15 protein-coding genes are annotated in these 19,597 nt (G+C 41.8%); 6 read left to right on the forward strand and 9 right to left on the reverse strand.

The window, feature by feature from the left end; translation table 11 throughout:
* Positions 1–219 precede the first annotated feature (219 nt).
* Positions 220–2,889: an insulinase family protein gene (locus F9Y84_RS14610; protein ID WP_147390985.1), complete on the reverse strand. Its 2,670-nt coding sequence runs from the start codon at positions 2,887–2,889 to the stop codon at positions 220–222.
* A gap of 343 nt (positions 2,890–3,232) precedes the next feature.
* Between F9Y84_RS14610 and sixA the strand changes: the two genes are divergently transcribed.
* The 5 genes from sixA (at position 3,233) to F9Y84_RS14635 (ending at position 8,718) form a co-directional block, all read left to right on the forward strand.
* Positions 3,233–3,694 (forward strand): phosphohistidine phosphatase SixA, encoded by a 462-nt coding sequence (gene sixA / locus F9Y84_RS14615; RefSeq protein ID WP_128731635.1) that lies wholly within the window; start codon positions 3,233–3,235, stop codon positions 3,692–3,694.
* A gap of 543 nt (positions 3,695–4,237) precedes the next feature.
* Positions 4,238–6,547, forward strand: coding sequence for a TonB-dependent receptor (locus F9Y84_RS14620; RefSeq protein WP_128731636.1), 2,310 nt, complete (start codon positions 4,238–4,240; stop codon positions 6,545–6,547).
* 84 nt (positions 6,548–6,631) lie between these two features.
* A complete protein-coding gene (locus tag F9Y84_RS14625; protein ID WP_125251605.1) occupies positions 6,632–6,931 on the forward strand; it encodes a hypothetical protein in 300 nt (99 codons plus the stop codon).
* Between the two features lie 22 nt (positions 6,932–6,953).
* Positions 6,954–7,607, forward strand: a complete 654-nt coding sequence (locus F9Y84_RS14630) for an HAD family hydrolase (RefSeq protein WP_147390984.1) — start codon at positions 6,954–6,956, stop codon at positions 7,605–7,607.
* Positions 7,608–7,872: 265 nt separating this feature from the next.
* Positions 7,873–8,718, forward strand: a complete 846-nt coding sequence (locus tag F9Y84_RS14635) for a DNA ligase (RefSeq protein WP_147390983.1) — start codon at positions 7,873–7,875, stop codon at positions 8,716–8,718.
* Positions 8,719–8,801: 83 nt separating this feature from the next.
* On the opposite strand, the gene efpL is transcribed toward F9Y84_RS14635, so the two are convergent.
* From efpL to F9Y84_RS14655, 4 genes are all read right to left on the reverse strand, one after another.
* On the reverse strand, positions 8,802–9,371 hold the full coding sequence (gene efpL, locus F9Y84_RS14640; RefSeq protein ID WP_099641735.1) for an elongation factor P-like protein EfpL: 570 nt from the start codon (positions 9,369–9,371) through the stop codon (positions 8,802–8,804).
* 83 nt (positions 9,372–9,454) lie between these two features.
* On the reverse strand, positions 9,455–10,786 hold the full coding sequence (locus tag F9Y84_RS14645; protein WP_147390982.1) for a tetratricopeptide repeat protein: 1,332 nt from the start codon (positions 10,784–10,786) through the stop codon (positions 9,455–9,457).
* A gap of 936 nt (positions 10,787–11,722) precedes the next feature.
* Positions 11,723–12,589, reverse strand: a complete 867-nt coding sequence (gene yghU, locus F9Y84_RS14650) for a glutathione-dependent disulfide-bond oxidoreductase (protein ID WP_147391492.1) — start codon at positions 12,587–12,589, stop codon at positions 11,723–11,725.
* A gap of 758 nt (positions 12,590–13,347) precedes the next feature.
* The gene (locus tag F9Y84_RS14655) at positions 13,348–14,526 is read right to left on the reverse strand and encodes a multidrug effflux MFS transporter (protein ID WP_147390975.1); all 1,179 of its coding nucleotides are present in this window, start codon (positions 14,524–14,526) and stop codon (positions 13,348–13,350) included.
* Between the two features lie 164 nt (positions 14,527–14,690).
* Between F9Y84_RS14655 and F9Y84_RS14660 the strand changes: the two genes are divergently transcribed.
* Positions 14,691–15,161 (forward strand): hotdog fold domain-containing protein, encoded by a 471-nt coding sequence (locus tag F9Y84_RS14660; protein WP_147390976.1) that lies wholly within the window; start codon positions 14,691–14,693, stop codon positions 15,159–15,161.
* Between the two features lie 56 nt (positions 15,162–15,217).
* Here F9Y84_RS14660 and F9Y84_RS14665 read toward each other — a convergent pair whose 3' ends face one another.
* The 4 genes from F9Y84_RS14665 to hppD all read right to left on the reverse strand — a co-directional run bounded on the left by F9Y84_RS14665 (position 15,218) and on the right by hppD (position 19,404).
* On the reverse strand, positions 15,218–15,613 hold the full coding sequence (locus F9Y84_RS14665) for a bactofilin family protein (protein ID WP_147390977.1): 396 nt from the start codon (positions 15,611–15,613) through the stop codon (positions 15,218–15,220).
* A gap of 88 nt (positions 15,614–15,701) precedes the next feature.
* The gene (locus F9Y84_RS14670) at positions 15,702–16,769 is read right to left on the reverse strand and encodes a M23 family metallopeptidase (RefSeq protein ID WP_147390978.1); all 1,068 of its coding nucleotides are present in this window, start codon (positions 16,767–16,769) and stop codon (positions 15,702–15,704) included.
* A gap of 142 nt (positions 16,770–16,911) precedes the next feature.
* Positions 16,912–18,225, reverse strand: a complete 1,314-nt coding sequence (fahA, locus tag F9Y84_RS14675; RefSeq protein ID WP_147390979.1) for a fumarylacetoacetase — start codon at positions 18,223–18,225, stop codon at positions 16,912–16,914.
* Between the two features lie 132 nt (positions 18,226–18,357).
* On the reverse strand, positions 18,358–19,404 hold the full coding sequence (gene hppD, locus F9Y84_RS14680) for a 4-hydroxyphenylpyruvate dioxygenase (RefSeq protein WP_125251618.1): 1,047 nt from the start codon (positions 19,402–19,404) through the stop codon (positions 18,358–18,360).
* Positions 19,405–19,597: the final 193 nt, after the last annotated feature.

The following is a 19,597-nucleotide window of genomic DNA, read 5'->3' on the forward strand; positions in this document are numbered from 1 at the left end:
TTGCGATCTCTAATCTAAATCAAGCCCGCGTAGTAGTCAAAAAGAAAACGTTGATTAAGGTAAAATTCAGGTTGATTCTGCTTTTTAACATTAGATAAACAAAACTTTGGATGAAATTCATTACGATAGGGGATTAATGCGCACACTTTATTGCATAAAATGTACGCTTTGAGGTACCAAATAAATGAGAAAAGTCACAGTAAGTATGGCAACAAAGCTCTAGTTACATTGTAAAACTAACCTTGGAGAGTCTGGTTTGAGCATATTATCAACATAAGCAACCACATCTGAGCGCTCCAATTTGTCTAAAGCTGCAATTAACCGGCATTGCATATCAAATTGGTGGAAGTCATTAGTGATCGAGATCCACAATCGCTGTGCCCTTAATCGTAGGTTTTTATCTTTTTCAGAGATTTGTAATAGTAAGCTCTCTTTTGAACGTTGCCAGCTAGCTTCGTCACACTCTCGCAGCTGTTTAGCAAACGTTTTTAAAAACGCGCCATGTCTAGTAAGTAGATGCTCACTATTGAAGTTTGGTGATTGAATATAAAACGCCACACCTGCACGGGTATTAAAGGGGGCATAGCCTGCACCAACTAAGTAACCAAGTTGTTCTTTTGTTCTTAATTGCTCAAAGTAATCTTGATTTAGTAAGTTGTTGATCGCCATCAAGGTTACTTTTTCTTCTACGGAATTAGTTTGTGATTGAAAATATTCAATGAAGGCATGATCGTTGCCTTCACGTTGAATTTGTATACCCTCAACACGGTTAATCTCATTAAGCGGACGTTTTAAGTCATCCAGAATTTCACTATTGGAAAATAGCCCATGAACAGAAGTTTTTAGTTTTTCTGCATGGCGACGTTGCCAGTTGCCATGCATAAACGCTTTTACGTGAATGGCAGAGAAAAACTGCTTTCGAAACAATTGAAACTCATTGAAGCTTGCACTTTTTAAAGCGATGGCTAGGTCTTCAGGGCTTGGATTCCATGGCATTAAATGTGCTCCAAGGCAGCTGAAGAGTTCACTCACAGGTTTGTTTTTATTATGATTTTTCCAGTGCCGAATAAGCTGCTTTTTGTACTCGGCAAAGCGGGCTGCATGGATAGGTTGATGAAGCAAAGCTTCAACTAACTCAAGCACTAACGTGATCTGATTACCTGTTAGCCCCGCAGTGTGTAATGTTAACCCACCTTGATGAGAGTTGATGTGATAACTGAGCCCAGCGAGTTCAGCACTGTAAAATCGTTCAGCGACGGCATCCATAAAAAGGTCTGCAAATAGTCTCGAAAGCGCCATATGCTTGTGGCAGGTCACTGACGGTGCAGAGTCTATTTCGAGATAGAAATGTCCTTTTGTAACCCTAAAGGTGGTATCTTGTTTAAACCAAAACTCAAATCCTGGTTGGTCGGCTAATCGAACGGGTTTGTCTTGCTCGTATTCCACAGCATGAAGTGGGTTTTTAGCACTGAGGTATGGATTAATCGAAGGCAGTGACATTTGAGGCAATGGCATATGCACATTATATAGTGATTCAATCCATTCTTTCGCAATCGTGGTGACGCTGTACGGTGTGTTGTACCACTTTGCCTTGTGACTGACTTCAACATCAGGGTGGATCAGCACTAACCGCATGTTTGTTGGACACAAATACGAGAGTAGCTTTTCATGATGCGCTTGACTGAAGCCGTCCATACGATAATCACCGTATAAGAAGTCCGCTTCAGAGTAATGATGCATGTTAACGCTAATTGAGTTAACCCAATCTAGCATGCGTCCTACTTCTTGGTTATCGAATGCAATATCTAATAATGTACTTTTATCCTGGTAAAGGCGTGGTAGTGCAGCGGTGTTTTGTTTGATTAATGCCAAATACTCGAACAGCATTTCAACGATGTCTTCATAGTACTCTATTCCCTCATCGGTGAGTGCAAAGCTGATGTTGAAATCACGAAAATTACTACCTGTGATCCCACCGCCCGCAGACAAGGCGTTGATCCACCCTTGGGATTTTAAAATGGAATATAACGATCCCTTTCCCTCGTAACCCAATAAGTGTGCCAGAAAGCTAACGCTTTTGTGTTTGTATAGATCTTCAGGGTTTGGCATTGCAAAACTCACAATAAGCTTCTGCATGTGCTTTCGCGGCTTTATTTGTAACTCGAGTTGTAAGTCACTCTGACGGTACATTGGTACTTGTATGGCTTGTTTTTGCTCCTGTGAGCCAACAATATTACCAAAAGGAAGGCTATATTGTTTTAAGGTTGCTAATGGTTGAGGGGCAGCAATAACAAGCGTCATCCATTGTGCTTGATAGTGCGCATTAAAAAATGCCCTGAGTTCGGATGCGATATTATCCCCTCGGTCAGCTAGCGTATCTCGGGTACCTACTGAAAACTTAGCGAAAGGGTGGGCTGGATTGATGGTTTCTTTATGTACCTGGTAAATACGGCGGCCATCGTCTTTGATTTTCATTTTGAATTCAGCGTCAATGGCTTCACGTTCCTTTTCTGTATCACCTTCACTTAATAAAGGAGACACAAAAAACTGACTAAAGCGCTCTAAGGCTTCTTCTAATCGCTCCGCATCGCAATCGAAATAATAGCTAGAGTGCTCGGTTCCTGTCCAGGCATTGCTCTGACCGCCATATTGGCTAATAAACTGAGAAAAGCCACCCGAGTCAGGGTGCTCAATAGTTCCGAGAAATAGCATATGCTCTAAAAAGTGAGCCATACCTTGACGGTCTTCAGGGTCATCAAAATGGCCAACATTAACTGTTAACGATACGGCACTCTTGGCTGTTGACTCATCATTAATCAACAAAACTCTAAGACCATTGTCCAGTGTTAAGAATTGGTACTGCCGACTATCATTATTACTCAGTTTCAATATGCTGCTGCCGATAAATTAGTTAAAAGAAAGGTGAAGGTGATGCAAATTTCATTTCATGTTAATCCTTCATTTGTTTTAATATAGCGAACAAACTGGCTAGATAGCTACTGGTTTCAAGAAAATAATGTTAGCCATCCTAACGTTGGCATTGTTTAGACCAAGGTTTAAGTAGTGGTCTAGAGAAATATATTTTACAGAGTCATCAGGCCTAGCTGTATTAACTAACACAAAAGCGAAAGAAGAGCATGCTTTGTGTTAAAAGACGCCGAAACTGAAACGGGTATGGTGCAAGTGTTAATACGTATAAATGTAGAGTAGTGCAGAAAAGGTGCTAAATAGTATGAAGACTATCTTGATTATGCGTCATGGTGAAGCGCAAGCTATGCAGGCTGATGATGCCAGTAGGGCGCTGACACAGCTAGGTTTAAAACAAGCAAAAGACATGGGGCAATGGCTGGAACAGCACTTTAAGATTGATGCGGCCTTGGTTAGTCCATATACACGAGCCCAGCAAACGGCCGAGCAGGTATTTTCCTTCCAGTCGCCGCAATTTGTTGAAACCTGTGCAGATATTGTTCCCAGTGGTTCTGCAAACACAGCTACAGATTATCTCGAAACACTCATATCCATGCACCCAGAACATCAGACTTGGCTGTTGGTCGCACATATGCCGATAGTCAGCTACCTTGTTGACTGTTTGTGTCCTGACACTATGCCTATCTTTTCTACCGCAGCGGTCGCTGTGCTGGAGTATAGCGAAGAAACAGGTCGAGCAGAATTCATTTCCATGCAGTTGCCATAGCAAGGCGATTTGTCACTGACGCAGAAAAGTTAGCAATAATCGGTCTAATGTCCTCTTTTTAATTTTTATTGAACCTTATCATAACGGCAGTGTCGTAGTATTTGCACTGCAAAGCACCCGTTTGGTCAATATATTTTGTTTGGGCGCAAACTATATTGTACAAGTAATCTGCATAGTCTCGACCGCTATGTTATGGTTCTGTTATCGGTAAAGTTGTTTTTTAGAACTAGCATTGCTTTAATTTAAAAGGACAAATGTCCTCATTTTTTGGTTTTTTGTTGCTAAATGTTGTAAACTGTCAGCTAACATCGCTAAAAGTTGCAAAAAAATTGATTTTTTAGTCCGGTTTAACAAGCAAAGTAAAATTTACCTGCTATAATTACCGCCGTCTCGTTCAGCCTTGCAAAGTTGTATCGCACTCTCGACTGCAAGGTCCGCGTTATCTTATTCGAATCGCGAAAAATTGAACGTTCACGCCAAAGTGAAACGGCGCCCAAATTTAAACCGTTGAACAAAGAGTGCACTAAAAGGTCGAAAACCAACATGAAAGCAATGAAAAGATCCACGTTAGCTACGCTTATTAATGCTACGTTGTTCTCTGCTGTGGCAGGTACTTCATTCTCTGCACTTGCTGAAGAAGAGCAAGCCAAGTCTAATCAATTAGAAGTTATCCAAATTACTGCTCGTAAACGTGTAGAAAATGCACAGGAAGTTCCTGTGTCAGTATCTGCGCTGCAAGGAGATAATTTGAATGCTTACAGCTCCGCGGGTATGGACATTCGCTTTATGAACGCCAAGATCCCGAGCTTATCGGTAGAATCTTCATTTGGCCGTACTTTCCCACGATTTTATGTCCGTGGTTTAGGAAATACAGATTTCGATCTGAATGCTTCACAACCTGTGTCTTTGGTTGTTGATGAAGTTGTTCAAGAAAACCCAATCTTAAAAGGTTTCCCTGTATTTGATATTGCTCGTATCGAAGTATTACGTGGCCCACAAGGTACCTTGTTTGGTCGTAACACACCTGCGGGTCTAGTGAAGTTTGATACAGTAAAACCAAGCCAAGAATTTGATGGCTATGCAGCGCTTTCGTATGGCAGCCGTGGTGCTGTTGACTTTGAAGGTGCTGTTGGTGGCTCGGTAACTGACCGCTTATCTACTCGTATTTCTGCATTATGGCAGGAGCAAGAAGATTATATCGATGTTAAAGCACCTGGCTTTGAACAAAATGACGTCCTAGGTGGATATAGTGAGCAAGCGGTACGTTTACAGTTTTTATATGAAGGTGATGATTTCACCGGCCTCCTAAACTACCACTACCGAGACCTTGATGGTCGTCCAATTGCATTTCGTGCTAACTTAATCGAAGCAGGCTCAAATAATATTAACCCGCTTTACGACAATGACGTTGTTTATCATGATGCTGCATCTCGTTCGACACAACAAGTTGAAACACAAGGTCTAAGTTTAAAACTTGAGTGGGATCTCCCGGAGCACACAGTGACTTCGATCACAGCATGGGAAAGTGCAGAAATCTACTCTCGTGCAGATGTTGATGGTGGCTATGGTGCCAATCTTGATTTCGTTGGATACCAAGGGCCAGGCTTAATACCGTTTGCTTCTGAAACTGCTGATGTTATTCCAGATCATAATCAGTATACACAAGAGCTTCGCTTATCAAGTAACTTCTCTGGTGACTATAACTATCAAGTTGGTCTTTTCTTATATGAAGAAGATCTCACTATTGAAAGTTACAGCTTTGATACATTCGCGTATGATCAAGGCTTAGGCCAGTATGGCGCGCAAAATGGCTACGCCTATCAAGATCAAGACACGTCAGCATGGGCGATATTTGGTTCATTCGACTACACGGTTTCGGATGATTTAAAAGTAACAGCTGGCCTACGTTACTCTGATGATGAAAAAGAGTTTTACGCTAAGCGTACTAAAAACCCAACGCCTTGGAATGGTTCACCAGACGTACTTGACGATACTGCCAACCCAAGTGATAGTCATGTGAGTTGGGATTTAAGTGCGACATATAAACTGACTGACGACGTTAACTTATTTGGCCGCATTGCAAATGGCTTCCGTGCACCAAGTGTTCAAGGTCGTATCTTATTTGGTGATGAAGTAACAGTTGCTGAATCAGAAACAACTAATTCAATCGAAGCGGGTATTAAATCTGACGTGTTAGATGGTCAAGGCCGTGTAAACGCGACGGTTTTCTACTATCAAATGGATGACCAGCAGCTTACCGCTGTGGGTGGTGGCGCTAACTTTAACCGCCTTATCAACACTGACAAAACCACAGGATACGGCTTTGAGTTGGATACTGAGTGGGTACTAACTGACGAGCTAAATGCTACCTTTAACTTGAGCTACAATAATACCGAGCTTGAGGATGACAGTTTAGCTGTTGCGGTTTGTGCACAGTGTACGGTAACTGATCCAACTTATATGGTAAATGGAGCGAATGGCCCTGAAGCTCGTGCTATTTTGGATGGCAACAGCCTACCACATGCACCAGAGTGGATTGCTAACGCGACCCTTCGCTACACGAAAGAGTTAGAAGGTGGTGAGTTCTTTGTATATGGTGATATGTCTTACCGTAGCGAGATCGATTTCTTCTTGTACAAATCGGTAGAGTTTGAAGGTGAAGCTCTATTTGAAACTGGTTTACGTACAGGCTATCTGTGGTTCTCTGGTGATAATGAATACGAAGTATCAGCGTTTGTTCGTAACTTATTTGACGAGCAAGTTGTTATTGGTGGTGTAGATTTTAACAATAACACGGGTATGCTGAATGAAGCGCGCTTCATTGGAGCTGAATTCAAAGTGAAATTCTTCTAATTCATGCTACAGTGATTATAATAGAATAACTAAAGCCCGCATTAAGCGGGCTTTTTTAATGAAATTTTTATGATAGGAGTGGATATGTCAGGTTTTTGGAACTATCGAGTGATATATTGTGAAGCGACCAAAGAAGAGGCGGCTTTATATCAGATCCATGAGGTAGAATATAATCTCAACGGTAAAGTTACGAACTGGTCTGAAACAGGCGCAGCACCTTTTGGGCGCACATTAGAAGAGCTACAAGCAGATGCAGAGCGACTCAAGTCAGCATTTGATAAACCAATTCTAAAAGTAATTCGACAGCCACGTGGGTATACCTTAGTAGAAGTTGAAACAGGCGAAGAAGCCACTGCTGAGCCTCCTGCGGGTCTAAACAGCTAAATAATCTATTAGGAGTGTTGTGATGCGCTATCAGGCAGTTTTATTTGATTTTGACGGCACACTGGTTGACTCAGAAGCACTCCATTATCAAAGTTGGATGACAGTACTTACTCAGGACAATATTCATTATACTGAGTTGGAGTTTTGTGATGAGTTCTCAGGTGTACCAACATTAAAAGCAGCTCAGACGCTGAAATTACGGCATCAACTTCAGCCATCACCTCAAGCTTTGTGCGATCATAAAAATCGTATATTTGTGGCTCGGGCAGCAACTGTTTTCCCCAAGTTGATGCCTTATGCGAAACAAATACTTGAACTTACCGCTAAACGGGTGCCTATTGCACTTGTGACAGGAAGCAGCAAAGCCGAAGCACTTCCTGTGCTGGATCACTATCAACTCTTAGGGCTGTTTTCAGTGATAATTTGCAAAGATGATGTTACGCAGCCAAAGCCCCACCCAGAGCCATATAACAAAGCACTTAGTGCATTAAATATAGCACCGCATCAGGCTGTTGCAATCGAGGACACTTATACTGGGCTTACGTCAGCCAAAGAAGCAGGGGTAACTGCGGTCGTAGTACCAAACGTACATTCAAGTAAGCAAGATTTTATTCATGCTGATCATTTGTTTACCGACTTAGAAGCGGTATTTAAATGGCTCAGTGCTAGCGAATAAACCGGCTCAATAGGTTGTGAATCTAAATTTACTCTGACTCGGTTTTACAAACGCCAAGTTATATGTAATCTTTAAATTAGAAATGCCAACACCATAAAGTAAATTAAGGGTGTGAAGTACCCGGTGGTGTCAGGTGTGCTCCTTCAGATTGGGCAAGAATTACGGCTAATTGGTTTAAGGGGCTACTTTGAGCTTTTTCGCCTAGAATTATGTGTTTACTGTAGTAAGTGAACTTAACTTAATATCCACTGCAAAGGAATGTGCTATGAGATGTTACCTATACGTACTATTTTTCCTACTTTGTTTTTCTCAATATATACATGGAAGTGAAGTCCATAAAAAAATCCAACTTGCTTCGATATATCAAGGTGATGAGGATATCTCTGCATACCTGGTAAGTGAAAAGTTTGATGGAGTTCGAGCCATTTGGAATGGTCATCAACTACTTACTCGTGGTGGTCATGTCATTAATGCGCCAAAGTGGTTTACCCAAAAGTTACCGAGCGTTTGGTTAGACGGTGAGTTGTGGGCAGGGTATAACAACTTTGCATTTGTCAGTGCAGTGGCTAGGCGACACGCTCCAAATGAGGAGCATTGGCGTCAAGTTACCTATTATGTGTTTGATGCGCCAGATCCTAAAGAGGAATTTCAAAAGCGGAACGAGCGCTATGTTAAGCTAATAAACGATATTCAAGTGGCACATGTTAAGCCAGTTGAACAACACGTGTTTACCTCTGTTGAAATGCTTAACGACTATTATCATGGCGTGTTAAAACGCGGTGGTGAAGGGGTTATATTACACTCGAAAACAGCAAAACATGAAGATGGGCGAACGAAAAATCTATTGAAATACAAACCTCACTTGGATGATGAGGCGATAGTGATTAAACACCTACCTGGTAAGGGAAAATATCGAGGGATGATGGGGTCTTTGTTAGTGAGAGATGCTAATGGAAATGAATTTAGAATAGGGTCAGGCTTTAGTGACGAGCAAAGGGCATCGCCGCCTCCAATAGGCAGTCAAGTGACGTATCGATATCAAGGCTTTACAAAGTTTGGTAAGCCCCGTTTTGCACGCTTTTTAAGAGTGAGACCAGTTATAACACCATGAAATATGGTGGCATTTGTGGCATAACAGATAGTAGAAAATAGTAGGGAAGATAGCGAGGGTAGCTCGCTATCAAAGCAGTTGGCTTATTCTGCGCGGCCCATAAATTTAGACTCAGCAGTATTGATCTTAATCTTGTCACCACTAGAAATGTGCTCAGGAACCTGAACAACAAGACCTGTAGTCAGTGTTGCGGGCTTTGTTCTTGCACTCGCAGAGGCACCTTTGATTGAAGGAGAAGTATCTTCAATTACAAGCTCTACACTTGAAGGTAAGTCGATAGAAACTGGCATCCCTTGCACCACAACAACAGACAAACCTTTGGTTGACTCATCAATAAACAACAGTTGCTCTGCAATAGAGTCTTTGTTTAAGTGGTAAGGGGTGTAGTCTTCTTCGTCCATAAATACGTATTCGTCACCATCAACGTACGATAGCATTGCAGGACGGCGATTTAGGTCGGCTAAAGTTAGCATTTCTTCCGCTTTGAAGGTTTCATCGACTTTTGAGTTATCTACAACATCGTACATACGCATGCGGTACAGGCTTCCACCAGCACGACCTTGTGGTACTGAACGTTCAATATCACGAACAATCATTACACGACCATTGTACTCGATCGCGGCATGTTTTTTTATTTCACTTGCCTTTGGCATAGCTTGCTTCCTAATACAAATAAAGTTGGCACAATATAATCATTTTTCGACATTTTGGCGAGGTTCAAAGCTATCTGAAAACCTTAAATACCGTATAAAGTTTTCATGTCCGCGTACTTTACGCCAAAGTGCTGATCAAACCAGCGGTTAATATAGTCGTGTTTTGGTTCTAATTTTGCGCATCGTAAAATATTTTCACCCTTATTGGTACCAAGTGCTTGACCACAGTAGTTTTGCTTCCAAGTTAAAGTTAAATCTTGAGAAAACTGCTCAATTAATCCATCTAAAGTCTTTTCAGTGATGTGAGCAAGGTTAAGAAAATCCGGAGATAGCGGTGTAATATCAAGCTGCTCAAAATCAGCCTGATGTGAGCGAGTTTTGTTTTGTTTGCTATCGCTGGCATTCCCTTTGATATAACGACTAGCTAAATTGGCTTCATAGCTAATATTAATGTCAAATTTCTCATCATAGACAGTGACTGGGTATGCAAACTCTCTAGTGACTTCGGTGGTGTGGGTTTTATCGGGATTATTAGGATCTGTGCGCTCAACTTCCTGCTGATAGTGTTTTCGTTGAATATGTTGATTACTGACACGATAATAATCGGCGTCAGCATACAATGTTAACGAGAGCTGTTGAGCACCTTGATTGTAAAACCACAGGCTATTATTGAAAGTCGCGTTAAGGTCAGAAATAAAAGTGCCATATTGTCCTTTAATGGAATTGCCAAACCGTAGACCAATATCAATACGTTCACGTATATTCATTGCAAAATAACGACTGTTGTCTTGCTTATCTACCGTTAAACGTTTTGGGGTTTGCCATGCTAAACAGTACTTTTCAGTGAAGCTTTTTAAATAGAAGCGCTGTCCGCTGACCTGCTTTGCGAGCGTATCGCACTTCACCTGTGCTTGGATGCTTAGCGTGTCATAATAGCTGCTCATGGCGCTTGCTAATTGCGCGTTACTGATCAAATGACGGTGGTTGTGTTCAAATAACTTAAACCTATCTGGGTAGGGCGTGTTAGACAATGAACCGGCTTCGTCGAGTAGCCACAGCCTGGCGTAATCAAGTTCTTCTCTTTGGGTATTTGCCATTGCACCATTTGGCTTCATTTGCCACTCTGCTTGATTTCTCACTATTTCTTCTAGCCTGGTAGCTGCGGCAGTATAATTATTTGCCAAGCGTAGCATGCGAACATCAATCAATCCTTTGTCTATCAGCTTATCTCTAGCGAGTGTTAAACCTTGCTTTGCTTCAAGATCTTCAGGATCTTCTGCTAGAGCTTGTGAATAGTACTCCGCCGCTTGGCGGTACATTCCCGCTTCGTAAAGTTTATTGCCTTTATAAACCAGCGATTTACAGCCGCTGATAGCTGTTAATATTGCAATGATGATGGCGGTTTTCTTGATCATAATATCATTCCATTCGCGCAAAAAGTTCCATAAGCACAGTTATTTATTTTTGGTATCTACTGAGTCGGTATACAGACAGCCTGCTCTCAGCTTCTTATCAGTTTATAATACAGGGTTCTGGCGAAATCTACATCATTGAATTGTTAAGATTTTGTTTTGTCGCAACGGTTTTTGTGGTCAAAATAACCTCAACCGACAAAGGTCGCTAGTTGTTAACATATAGCCGAAACGAAAAGCAGAGAAGGGGTAGTAATCTTTGAAGTCTCACGGTGTTGGTTTGTTATCCTTTTGACTGGTTTCGACGCCCATCCATGGGCTACGACATACTTTTCTTTGATTCCTAAAGAGTTGTTGCGCGAAAGAAAGGGCACTCCCCACATCACATGGACTCCTCAGTAAATTGCCAATATGAACGTCACCGTGGTGTAATACCAATTTGACTTAATATTTGCTCAATTTGAAGGAGTAAACCTGACGCTAACCGCGTTAAAAATTTCTTATTTAGAACAACTAAATAGCAAAATTTTTGCCTTGCCTATATGGATGTAGGTACCTTGGCGATAGCAGGACGCGGTAGCGGAGTTATCGACAAGATTTTCTCGCCTCAAAATAGGCCACTTAATTAAGCAAATTGGTATAAGAGCCATCCTTGGCTCTGTTGCCGCTTTTCACGCATCCAATGACTTGTTGGCAATTTACTTTCGGGTGTGATGAGGGAGGAAAACGGTGCTGAGAGCCTTTTTGGTATTCGCAAGCTACTTAGCTGCTTTTAATAGAAAAAACCTGAACGCACGGCCAATACCACACCAGAAAAACATAACAGCTCGGCGGGTAAACCACCTCCCACAAAACTATTGGCACCGTGGACTAAGTTTGATTAAATCTGATTAATCAAACCCGAAAGGTAAAGCTAACTCTTGTTAAACCAAGATAAGGTTACCGAGTTAACTTATCTTGGGTTTTGGTATCAAAGTCGCTGGCGTCATGCCTTTCATGCAGTTGTTCATGAGGCTCTCCCCACGTTCGGTTGACCATCTTTCCACGCTTCACAGCTTCTCTTGATGCGATTTCACCTGCCCAGCGGATCACGTGCTCATAGCCATTGACGTCTAGAAATTCAGCGGCACCATAAAGGTGGCCTTGAGCGAGTACACCGTACCACGGCCAAATTGCTATATCCGCTATGGTATATTCATCACCGCAGATATACCGCCTAGTCGCTAGGTGCTGATTGAGTAAGTCTAGTTGGCGCTTGACCTCCATGGTATAGCGGTTAATCGGGTATTCGTAATGTTCTGGCGCATAAGCATAAAAATGGCCAAACCCACCTCCAAGTAAAGGGGCAGCTCCCATTTGCCAAAATAACCAATTTAAGCATTCTGTTCTTTTGGCTGCGTCTAGAGGTATGAATTTTTGGAACTTTTCAGCTAAGTAAAGCAAGATTGAGCCCGACTCAAATACCTTGGTTGGTTCATCTGTGCTGATATCGAGTAAAGCTGGGATCTTAGAGTTAGGGTTAAGTGCAACGAATCCTGAGCTAAACTGCTCGCCTTCTATTATATCAATTAAAAAAGCATCGTATTCAGCTTCTTCTACGCCTGCGGCAAGTAATTCTTCAAGTAAAACTGTCACTTTTACGCCATTTGGTGTGGCAAGAGAGTAGAATTGTAGAGGATGTTTGCCTTGCGGTAGGGACTTTTCGAATCTCGCGCCTGCGGTGGGGCGGTTAATATTAGCAAACTTACTGCCATCACCACTTTGCCATTGCCAAACCTTTGGTGGGGTATAACCCTTTTTACTCATTTGATGAACTCCTTCTGTGACTGTCCTTATTGATTATAGAGCTTAGAAGTGAAATGAAAATGAACAAGCTCTTTTTGTAAAATGCTTGAGTAATACCAATTTGAAGGAGTCAATCTGACGTTAACAGCGTTACAAATTTCTTATTTAGAACAACTAAATAGCAAAATTTTCGCCTTGCCTACACGGATGTAGGTACCTTGGCGATAGCAGGACGCGGTAGCTGGGTTATCGATAAGGTTTTCTCGCCTCAAAATAGACCACTTAACTAAGATAATTGGTATAATTTAAAGTAATAACAAGATTAAAAGACAAAAAAATGCCGATCTATGATCGGCATTGTCGAATTGGTTGGGAGTTAAAACACCACAGTTTGGGTCGTCGAGCAGGTTGTTTTACTACTTTGCTCACATATTGAGTAGCTATGATACCGCTACCTTTAACACTGATGCTGTCTGTGTAGCTATTATCGTTGCTAGTTGTGACAATTTTACTACCATCGCGATAAATATCGGCTTTTGACGTACCTACACCACTCCAATTTAGGTCTACATGGCTTGTAACCGAAAGTAATAATACCAATTAGCCATAATATTTGCTCAATTTGAAGGAGTAAATCTGACGCTAACAGGACGCGGTAGCGGTGCTATCGACAAAATTTTCTCGCTTGAAAATAGAACACTTAATCAAAATAATTGGTATAACCTTCTCAACTATCAACGTCCTAATAAGCTCACAGGGCCGCCACTGAGTAATTACTATTAAGTGGCGCTATGAAGCTGGTGGCGGTGTTTAGTTACCAATAGCGCTAAGAAAGGCAACGCGAGTAGAAGGTGCATTGCTAGTTGAGTTGGTGCCTTTAGTGCTAAAGGCTGACTCATTGTTGCGAGTAACCCCCCGCCACTCATTTGTAATACGCCAATAAGAGCAGAAGCTGTACCTGCTTGCTTTGCAAACCCTGATAGAGCTTTGCCAGCCGCAGCACCTATGGTAAAAGCAAAGCCGATAGATGCTAAGTACATTGGTAATACAAAATGCATAATGTCAGTTTGTGGTAACAACAATAGGATAACGCCACTGGTGCAAGAAATGCTTAATCCAAAAGTGAGGGATTTTTGACTGTTACGTTTAATAAAGTGTGGGGCGATAAAGCTTGCAGCAATACTAAATATTGCGTTACCAGTAAACCAAAAGGTAAAGTCAGACACACTGCCCCCCATTTTTGCCATGATCCAGCCCGGTGCTGAAATCACGAAGACCAGCATTGCGGCCATACCAAGCATAGTGAGCATTGCGTTGTAAACAAAGGTGCTGCTATTTAGCATAGGTGTAAAGCGTCTTAGGTCTAGAATATGACCACTGTAATGCGTGTCCTCTGGACGAGTTTCTTTATAAAGCAAGATGATGAGCAACAATCCAACTAAAGCAAATCCAGCCAAAAAACTAAAATTACTTTGCCAGCCAAATTCAACTGTAAGCCATGCACCAAGAATTGGCGCGAGGGCAGGGATAAAGCACACAATACCATTTAAGTAAGTGATCATCTGGCCGCTACCTTTATGGCCAAAGCTATCTCTGACAATCGCAAAAGCGCTGACGAAAGTGGCGCACGCGCCTAAGCCCTGCAAAACACGTGCGACCATCATTAATGACCACGTTGATACTGAGCTTGCCATGACTGCACCAATGGCAAACAAACTTATTCCAATAAGTGAAATTGGTTTACGACCATATTTGTCTGCTAATGGACCCGCGATGAGTTGTCCTAAACCAACCGCTAACATATAAATACTAACAGTTTGCTGGATCTTATTTTCAGATACTTCAAGGCTAGCTTGCATATCAACAAAAGCAGGGAGGTACAGGTCGATACCTAATGGGCAAAAAATCACGAGTAGAGCAAGAATAAAAATTAGGGCTTTTGAGTTGGTTGCGGTCATGATGTCTCCTTTTGGCCGCCATTGTATTGCGGAAAATTTGAAAAGACAGGACAAAGCGCCGATTTAGCAAATTTTTAAGATATTTGATTCTTTGTGCATTTTCGGTAGTTGATAAACTGGTCAGATGTGTTAATTTTAAGCAAATTAATATTTTGATTCTACTTATGTCTTCACCACTTCTAAAAATTTATAAAAGAATGAGTTGGTTGCCATTTGGCAAATGGATGTTTAGCAAAGCTGTTTGTCGTAAAGCACCTTACTTTGGCACCATCAAACCAAAAATAACACTGTTACAACCTGGAATATGTAAAGCGACAATTAAGAACCGAAAAGCCATCCACAATCACATTGGAACGGTACATGCGATAGCGCAATGCAATCTTGCCGAGTTGTGCGCAGGTGTGATGACCGATGCCACAATCAATCACAAGTCACATCGTTGGATCCCAAAGGGGATGACAGTACAATATTTGGCAAAAGCGGAAACTGATCTGCATGCGATCGCCAAAATTGAATACCCTCGGACATGGGAAGACAAAGAAGAGTTAATTGTGCCTGTCGAAGTGTTCAGTAACTCTGGAGAAAAGGTATTTCACGCTGATATAAATATGTATATCAGTGCGAAGAAATCCTAATTAACCAAGCCTCAGATTCATTATCCCCAGCTCAGATTCATTATCCCCAGCTCAGTTTAATTATTGGTGGTTTGCGTAGCTGAAGAGTCAATTAATGTCACATTATTGGCTCTTTCGCTGTGGTGAGTGAGCTTACCTTCCACATGCGCGCCAGCTTCAATTGTCAGTGTTTCATGCTCGATATTGCCAAATACTTGTGCACTTGGACGCAGAGTTACTTGCTTGGCGTGAATATCCCCCTCGACTTTTCCATGTATGGTCAAATCTGAAGAGTGAATGTTGCCTGTTACGAGACCGGTTGAACCTATAGTGAGCTTATTGACGTTTAAGTTACCTTGTACGGAGCCATCTAGTTGCAATTCTGTTTCACAGGTAATATCGCCAGAAATTTGGGTGGTGTGGGTGATGATAGCTGGGATGCTACTTGGCTGACTTTTAAATGAGTTAAACACGAGTCCTCACTGTCGCAGCGTCAAAACAATAGATGTGATGAAACCTGAATAAGTAGTGAGTTTGCTAATCACTTATTTAAATTTCAGTTTATTTATTGAAAGCGCGAGCGATTTTAATTGGGTTTAAGTGTTTTTTACCTTGGATCACCTCATAGTGCAAGTGAGTAGAGGTACTTCTTCCTGTACTTCCCATCAAAGCAATAACGTCACCCTTGTCTACTTGCTGACCTTTTTTTACTTTGATGGTATGTAGGTGTCCATATCGAGTTGTGATCTCATTAGCATGTTCAATTTCAATAAACTTGCCATAACCACCGTTTTTTCCAGCTCTTTTTACAACACCTGCGGCAGGGGCAACAATATCTGTTTTATGCCACCCAGCTAAATCAATACCTTTATGAAAAGCACGACGCCCTGTTATCGGATCTTTACGAAAACCAAATGCACTGGACACGTAATACTTCTCTTGCTCAACTGGGAGGGTGTCAGGCAACTGTCCTATCATGGTGGATAACTGTGCATAGCTTGTATAGTAATCGATAGTATTGATAAAGCTGGCTTCGACTAAGGCTAAATCAGCTTGAAAGTAGGGACCACCTTGCGCATCTGAAGAGTCTGCAAGTTGCAAACCTACACTATCGATTGAAGCTTTTATTTGTGCTATGTCAGTTGCGTATTTTTGACCAAGAGCGCGGTTCAAGGTTTGTTGTTGCAACAGTAATTTGGCAGCTTGAGGTGCGAAAGTATTGTCATTGTCTGGTGATGCTTCTTTGTCCGTTGAGTGTTCATCTGTCTTGCTATTGCTGGCCGCAAGTTCGGTTGCATCTATTAACGACTCGAGCACATTATGTTGCTGTGATAACTGCGCTAAAGTGTTTTGCTGCTGGGTAATGGTCTGCTCTAATTGTGCCTTTTCATGCTGCCACTTTGCTTGCAACTGAGTGAGATTTTGCTGTCCTTGAGAGAGCTGAATATTGTTGTTATGAAGTTGGATTGCGGCGTTTACAGACCACAGTGTAATTGCAGCGAAAATCATCAACAAACATACTTGAAGCCAAGATGGTAGTACGATCATCTTTACATTGGCGTCTTGACGGACAATCAATTGAGTGGGCTTAAACAGCTTCAGATATAGGCGCTTGAGTACTTGCAACATTCAACCTCAAATTAAATTCAGCGCTACACTCTAACAATTTTTAGTCAAATTTCCAGTTTTTAGAACTAAAAAAAGGCATGAAATAATCATGCCTTTGATTTAAAAGTAAATAAATTTGCGATTAACTCACGGCTAATTGCGATTATTTTGCTGGAAGTATGGTGCCTTCAACAGAGCCGAAGCCAATACGATTATAACCATCAGCTTCACACCAGCCGCGCATAATGACTTTATCACCATCTTCTAAGAACTTACGCTCTTCACCATTTTCTAGAGTGATGGTTTCTTTACCACCACGTGATAGTTCAAGTAATGAGCCTGCCTCTTCGTGCTCTGGGCCTGATTGCGTACCCGAACCTAGCATATCGCCTGGTAAAAAGTTACAGCCATTCACCGTGTGGTGAGTAACCATTTGTGCAACCGTCCAGTAACTATGCTTAAAGCTGGATTCAGACAATTTGCTTGCCTTAGCGCCTTCGCTACGCATTTTTTCAGTCTCAAGTAGTACATCCATACGAATATCAATTGCACCAGACTCGCGGTTTTGCGTTGACTCTAAGTATTCCAGCGGCTGTGGGTCGTTTTCATCACGATGCCAGTTAGTACGGTATGGTGCCAGAGCCTCTGTGGTTACAACCCAAGGAGAAACAGTTGAGGCAAAGTTTTTCGCAAGGAATGGACCTAATGGTTGATATTCCCAAGCTTGCAAGTCACGTGCAGACCAGTCATTGAACAAACAAAAACCAAAAACGTGATCTTCAGCGTCTTTAATTGCGATAGAGTCGCCAAGTTCATTACCTTTGCCAAGGTAAATACCTAGCTCTAGCTCGTAGTCTAGGCGCTTACAAGGACCAAAAGATGGCGTATCCGCGTCAGGTGCTTTGGTTTGGCCTTTAGGGCGAGGGAAGGCTTGACCTGAAACACCAATAGATGAAGAACGGCCATGATAACCGATTGGTACCCATTTATAGTTCGGAAGCAGTGGGTTATCAGGACGGAATAGGCTACCTACTGCCGTTGCGTGATAGATAGAGGTATAAAAGTCGGTGTAATCGCCAATGTGGCAAGGTAAAGCGTATTCCACGTCATCTTGAGCAACCAATGCGCCTTCAAGGCTTGATTGCAGCTCAGAGCCTTCACGTAATGCACGAGAAAGCGCAAGTCTTAATGCTGACCAGTACTGCTGGCCCATACCCATAAATTCGTTTAATGCTGGGGCATTTGCCGCTTCTGCAGCCTCTGCTGCATCACCTGAAAGTAGGTTAGCGTCAACAACAGCACCAAGATCTAGTACTTGATCGCCAATCGCAACACCGCCACGAAACTCTTCATTACTATTCTTACGACGAAATACTGCAAAAGGTAAGTTTTGAATGGGGAAATCAGTTCCAGTTGCATTTGCACTAGCTACCCAACTCTTTAACTGGATGTCGTGTGTTTCATTAATTTGAGACATTGCCTTTCCTTTAATTTTGGCTTTCAACTTGAGTTATGGTCAAAAATGAAAAACTCAAGTTGTAATAGCAATTTGATAAACCACAAAAAGCAGCTATCGCTAGCTGCTTTTTAATTAATTTGATAGGTGTGTTTAGATCACGCCACGGCGTTCTTGATCACGTTCAATCGACTCGAATAACGCTTGGAAGTTACCTTCACCAAAACCACCATCATCAACACGTTGGATCATTTCGATGAAGATTGGGCCGAACAGATTCTTAGTAAAGATCTGTAGTAGGTAGCAGTCTTCGCTTTGGCTATCGACTAAGATTTGGTGTTGCTTGATTTTTTCTTTGTCTTCTTTAACCCATGGTACACGATCAAAGATAGTGTCGTAGTAATGATCTACAATATCGAGAGTTGCAATTGTGCTCTTGTCTAGTTTATCTAATGAGCCAACTAAATCGTCAGTTAAGAACGCTAAATGCTGTACACCTGGACCATTGTACTCATCTAGGTACTCATCAATTTGGTTATTGTTGTCGTCTTTACCTTCGTTGATTGGAATAGAGAAGGTGCCACATGGTGACTTAAGTGCATATGAAAGTAGCGCGGTTTTTTGACCTTTGATATCAAAATAACGGACTTCGGTAAAGCCAAATACGTCTTTATAGAAGTTAGCCCAGGTTTCCATCGTCCCTTTATAAACATTGTTTGTGAGGTGGTCGATGCGCTTAAAGCCCTTATCAGCAACAATGCTTTGCTCTTCTAGGTCTACAAAGTCTTGCTCGTAGATTGAGCCTTTGTCACCAAAGTTTTCAATGAAATAGATAAGGCTGTCACCAATACCGTAAATCGCAGGGTATGGTAAGTCTTTGTGTGTTGAATCAGTTGCCGGTTTTGCACCACGCTCTACAGCAGTTTCAAACGCTTTTTGCGCGTTTTCAACACGCCAGCCCATTGAGCAAATTGCAGGGCCATGGCTTTTTGCAAACTCTGCTGAGAAGCCTTCACGCTCGTTATTCAACAGGAAGTGAATATCGTGTTGGTTGTAGTACACGATATCCTTATCTTTAAATTTCTTTAGCTTTGAAAATCCAAAGTCAGTGAATACCTTATCCATATAATCAGCGTCTGGTGTTGCATACTCTGTGAACTCGATGCCGACTAGGCCTAGTGGATTATTTACTTCACTCATTGTTTTACTCCCGTATTAAGCACTGGGTGACTTGTTAGAATTTATGACTGGATAATTAATCAAATTACTGCAAAGGGGAAGTTAAAGGGCGTAAATAGCCATAGCGCACTTTGTAAATTTAGTTGCACAATTGCCATGCAAAAGACACAAAATCGACACAGACGAAGTCAAACTTATTTTTGTTTAAATTTTG

This window comes from Pseudoalteromonas peptidolytica (assembly GCF_012641745.1).
GTDB lineage: Bacteria > Pseudomonadota > Gammaproteobacteria > Enterobacterales > Alteromonadaceae > Pseudoalteromonas > Pseudoalteromonas peptidolytica.

Coding starts and splice junctions, on each gene's coding strand:
- sixA (WP_128731635.1), top strand. CDS start 3,233: ATGAAGACTATCTTGATTATGCGTCATGGTGAAGCGCAAGCTATGCAG.
- F9Y84_RS14620 (WP_128731636.1), top strand. CDS start 4,238: ATGAAAGCAATGAAAAGATCCACGTTAGCTACGCTTATTAATGCTACG.
- F9Y84_RS14625 (WP_125251605.1), top strand. CDS start 6,632: ATGTCAGGTTTTTGGAACTATCGAGTGATATATTGTGAAGCGACCAAA.
- F9Y84_RS14630 (WP_147390984.1), top strand. CDS start 6,954: ATGCGCTATCAGGCAGTTTTATTTGATTTTGACGGCACACTGGTTGAC.
- F9Y84_RS14635 (WP_147390983.1), top strand. CDS start 7,873: ATGAGATGTTACCTATACGTACTATTTTTCCTACTTTGTTTTTCTCAA.
- efpL (WP_099641735.1), bottom strand. CDS start 9,371: ATGCCAAAGGCAAGTGAAATAAAAAAACATGCCGCGATCGAGTACAAT.
- F9Y84_RS14645 (WP_147390982.1), bottom strand. CDS start 10,786: ATGATCAAGAAAACCGCCATCATCATTGCAATATTAACAGCTATCAGC.
- yghU (WP_147391492.1), bottom strand. CDS start 12,589: ATGAGTAAAAAGGGTTATACCCCACCAAAGGTTTGGCAATGGCAAAGT.
- F9Y84_RS14655 (WP_147390975.1), bottom strand. CDS start 14,526: ATGACCGCAACCAACTCAAAAGCCCTAATTTTTATTCTTGCTCTACTC.
- F9Y84_RS14660 (WP_147390976.1), top strand. CDS start 14,691: ATGTCTTCACCACTTCTAAAAATTTATAAAAGAATGAGTTGGTTGCCA.
- F9Y84_RS14670 (WP_147390978.1), bottom strand. CDS start 16,769: ATGTTGCAAGTACTCAAGCGCCTATATCTGAAGCTGTTTAAGCCCACT.
- fahA (WP_147390979.1), bottom strand. CDS start 18,225: ATGTCTCAAATTAATGAAACACACGACATCCAGTTAAAGAGTTGGGTA.
- hppD (WP_125251618.1), bottom strand. CDS start 19,404: ATGAGTGAAGTAAATAATCCACTAGGCCTAGTCGGCATCGAGTTCACA.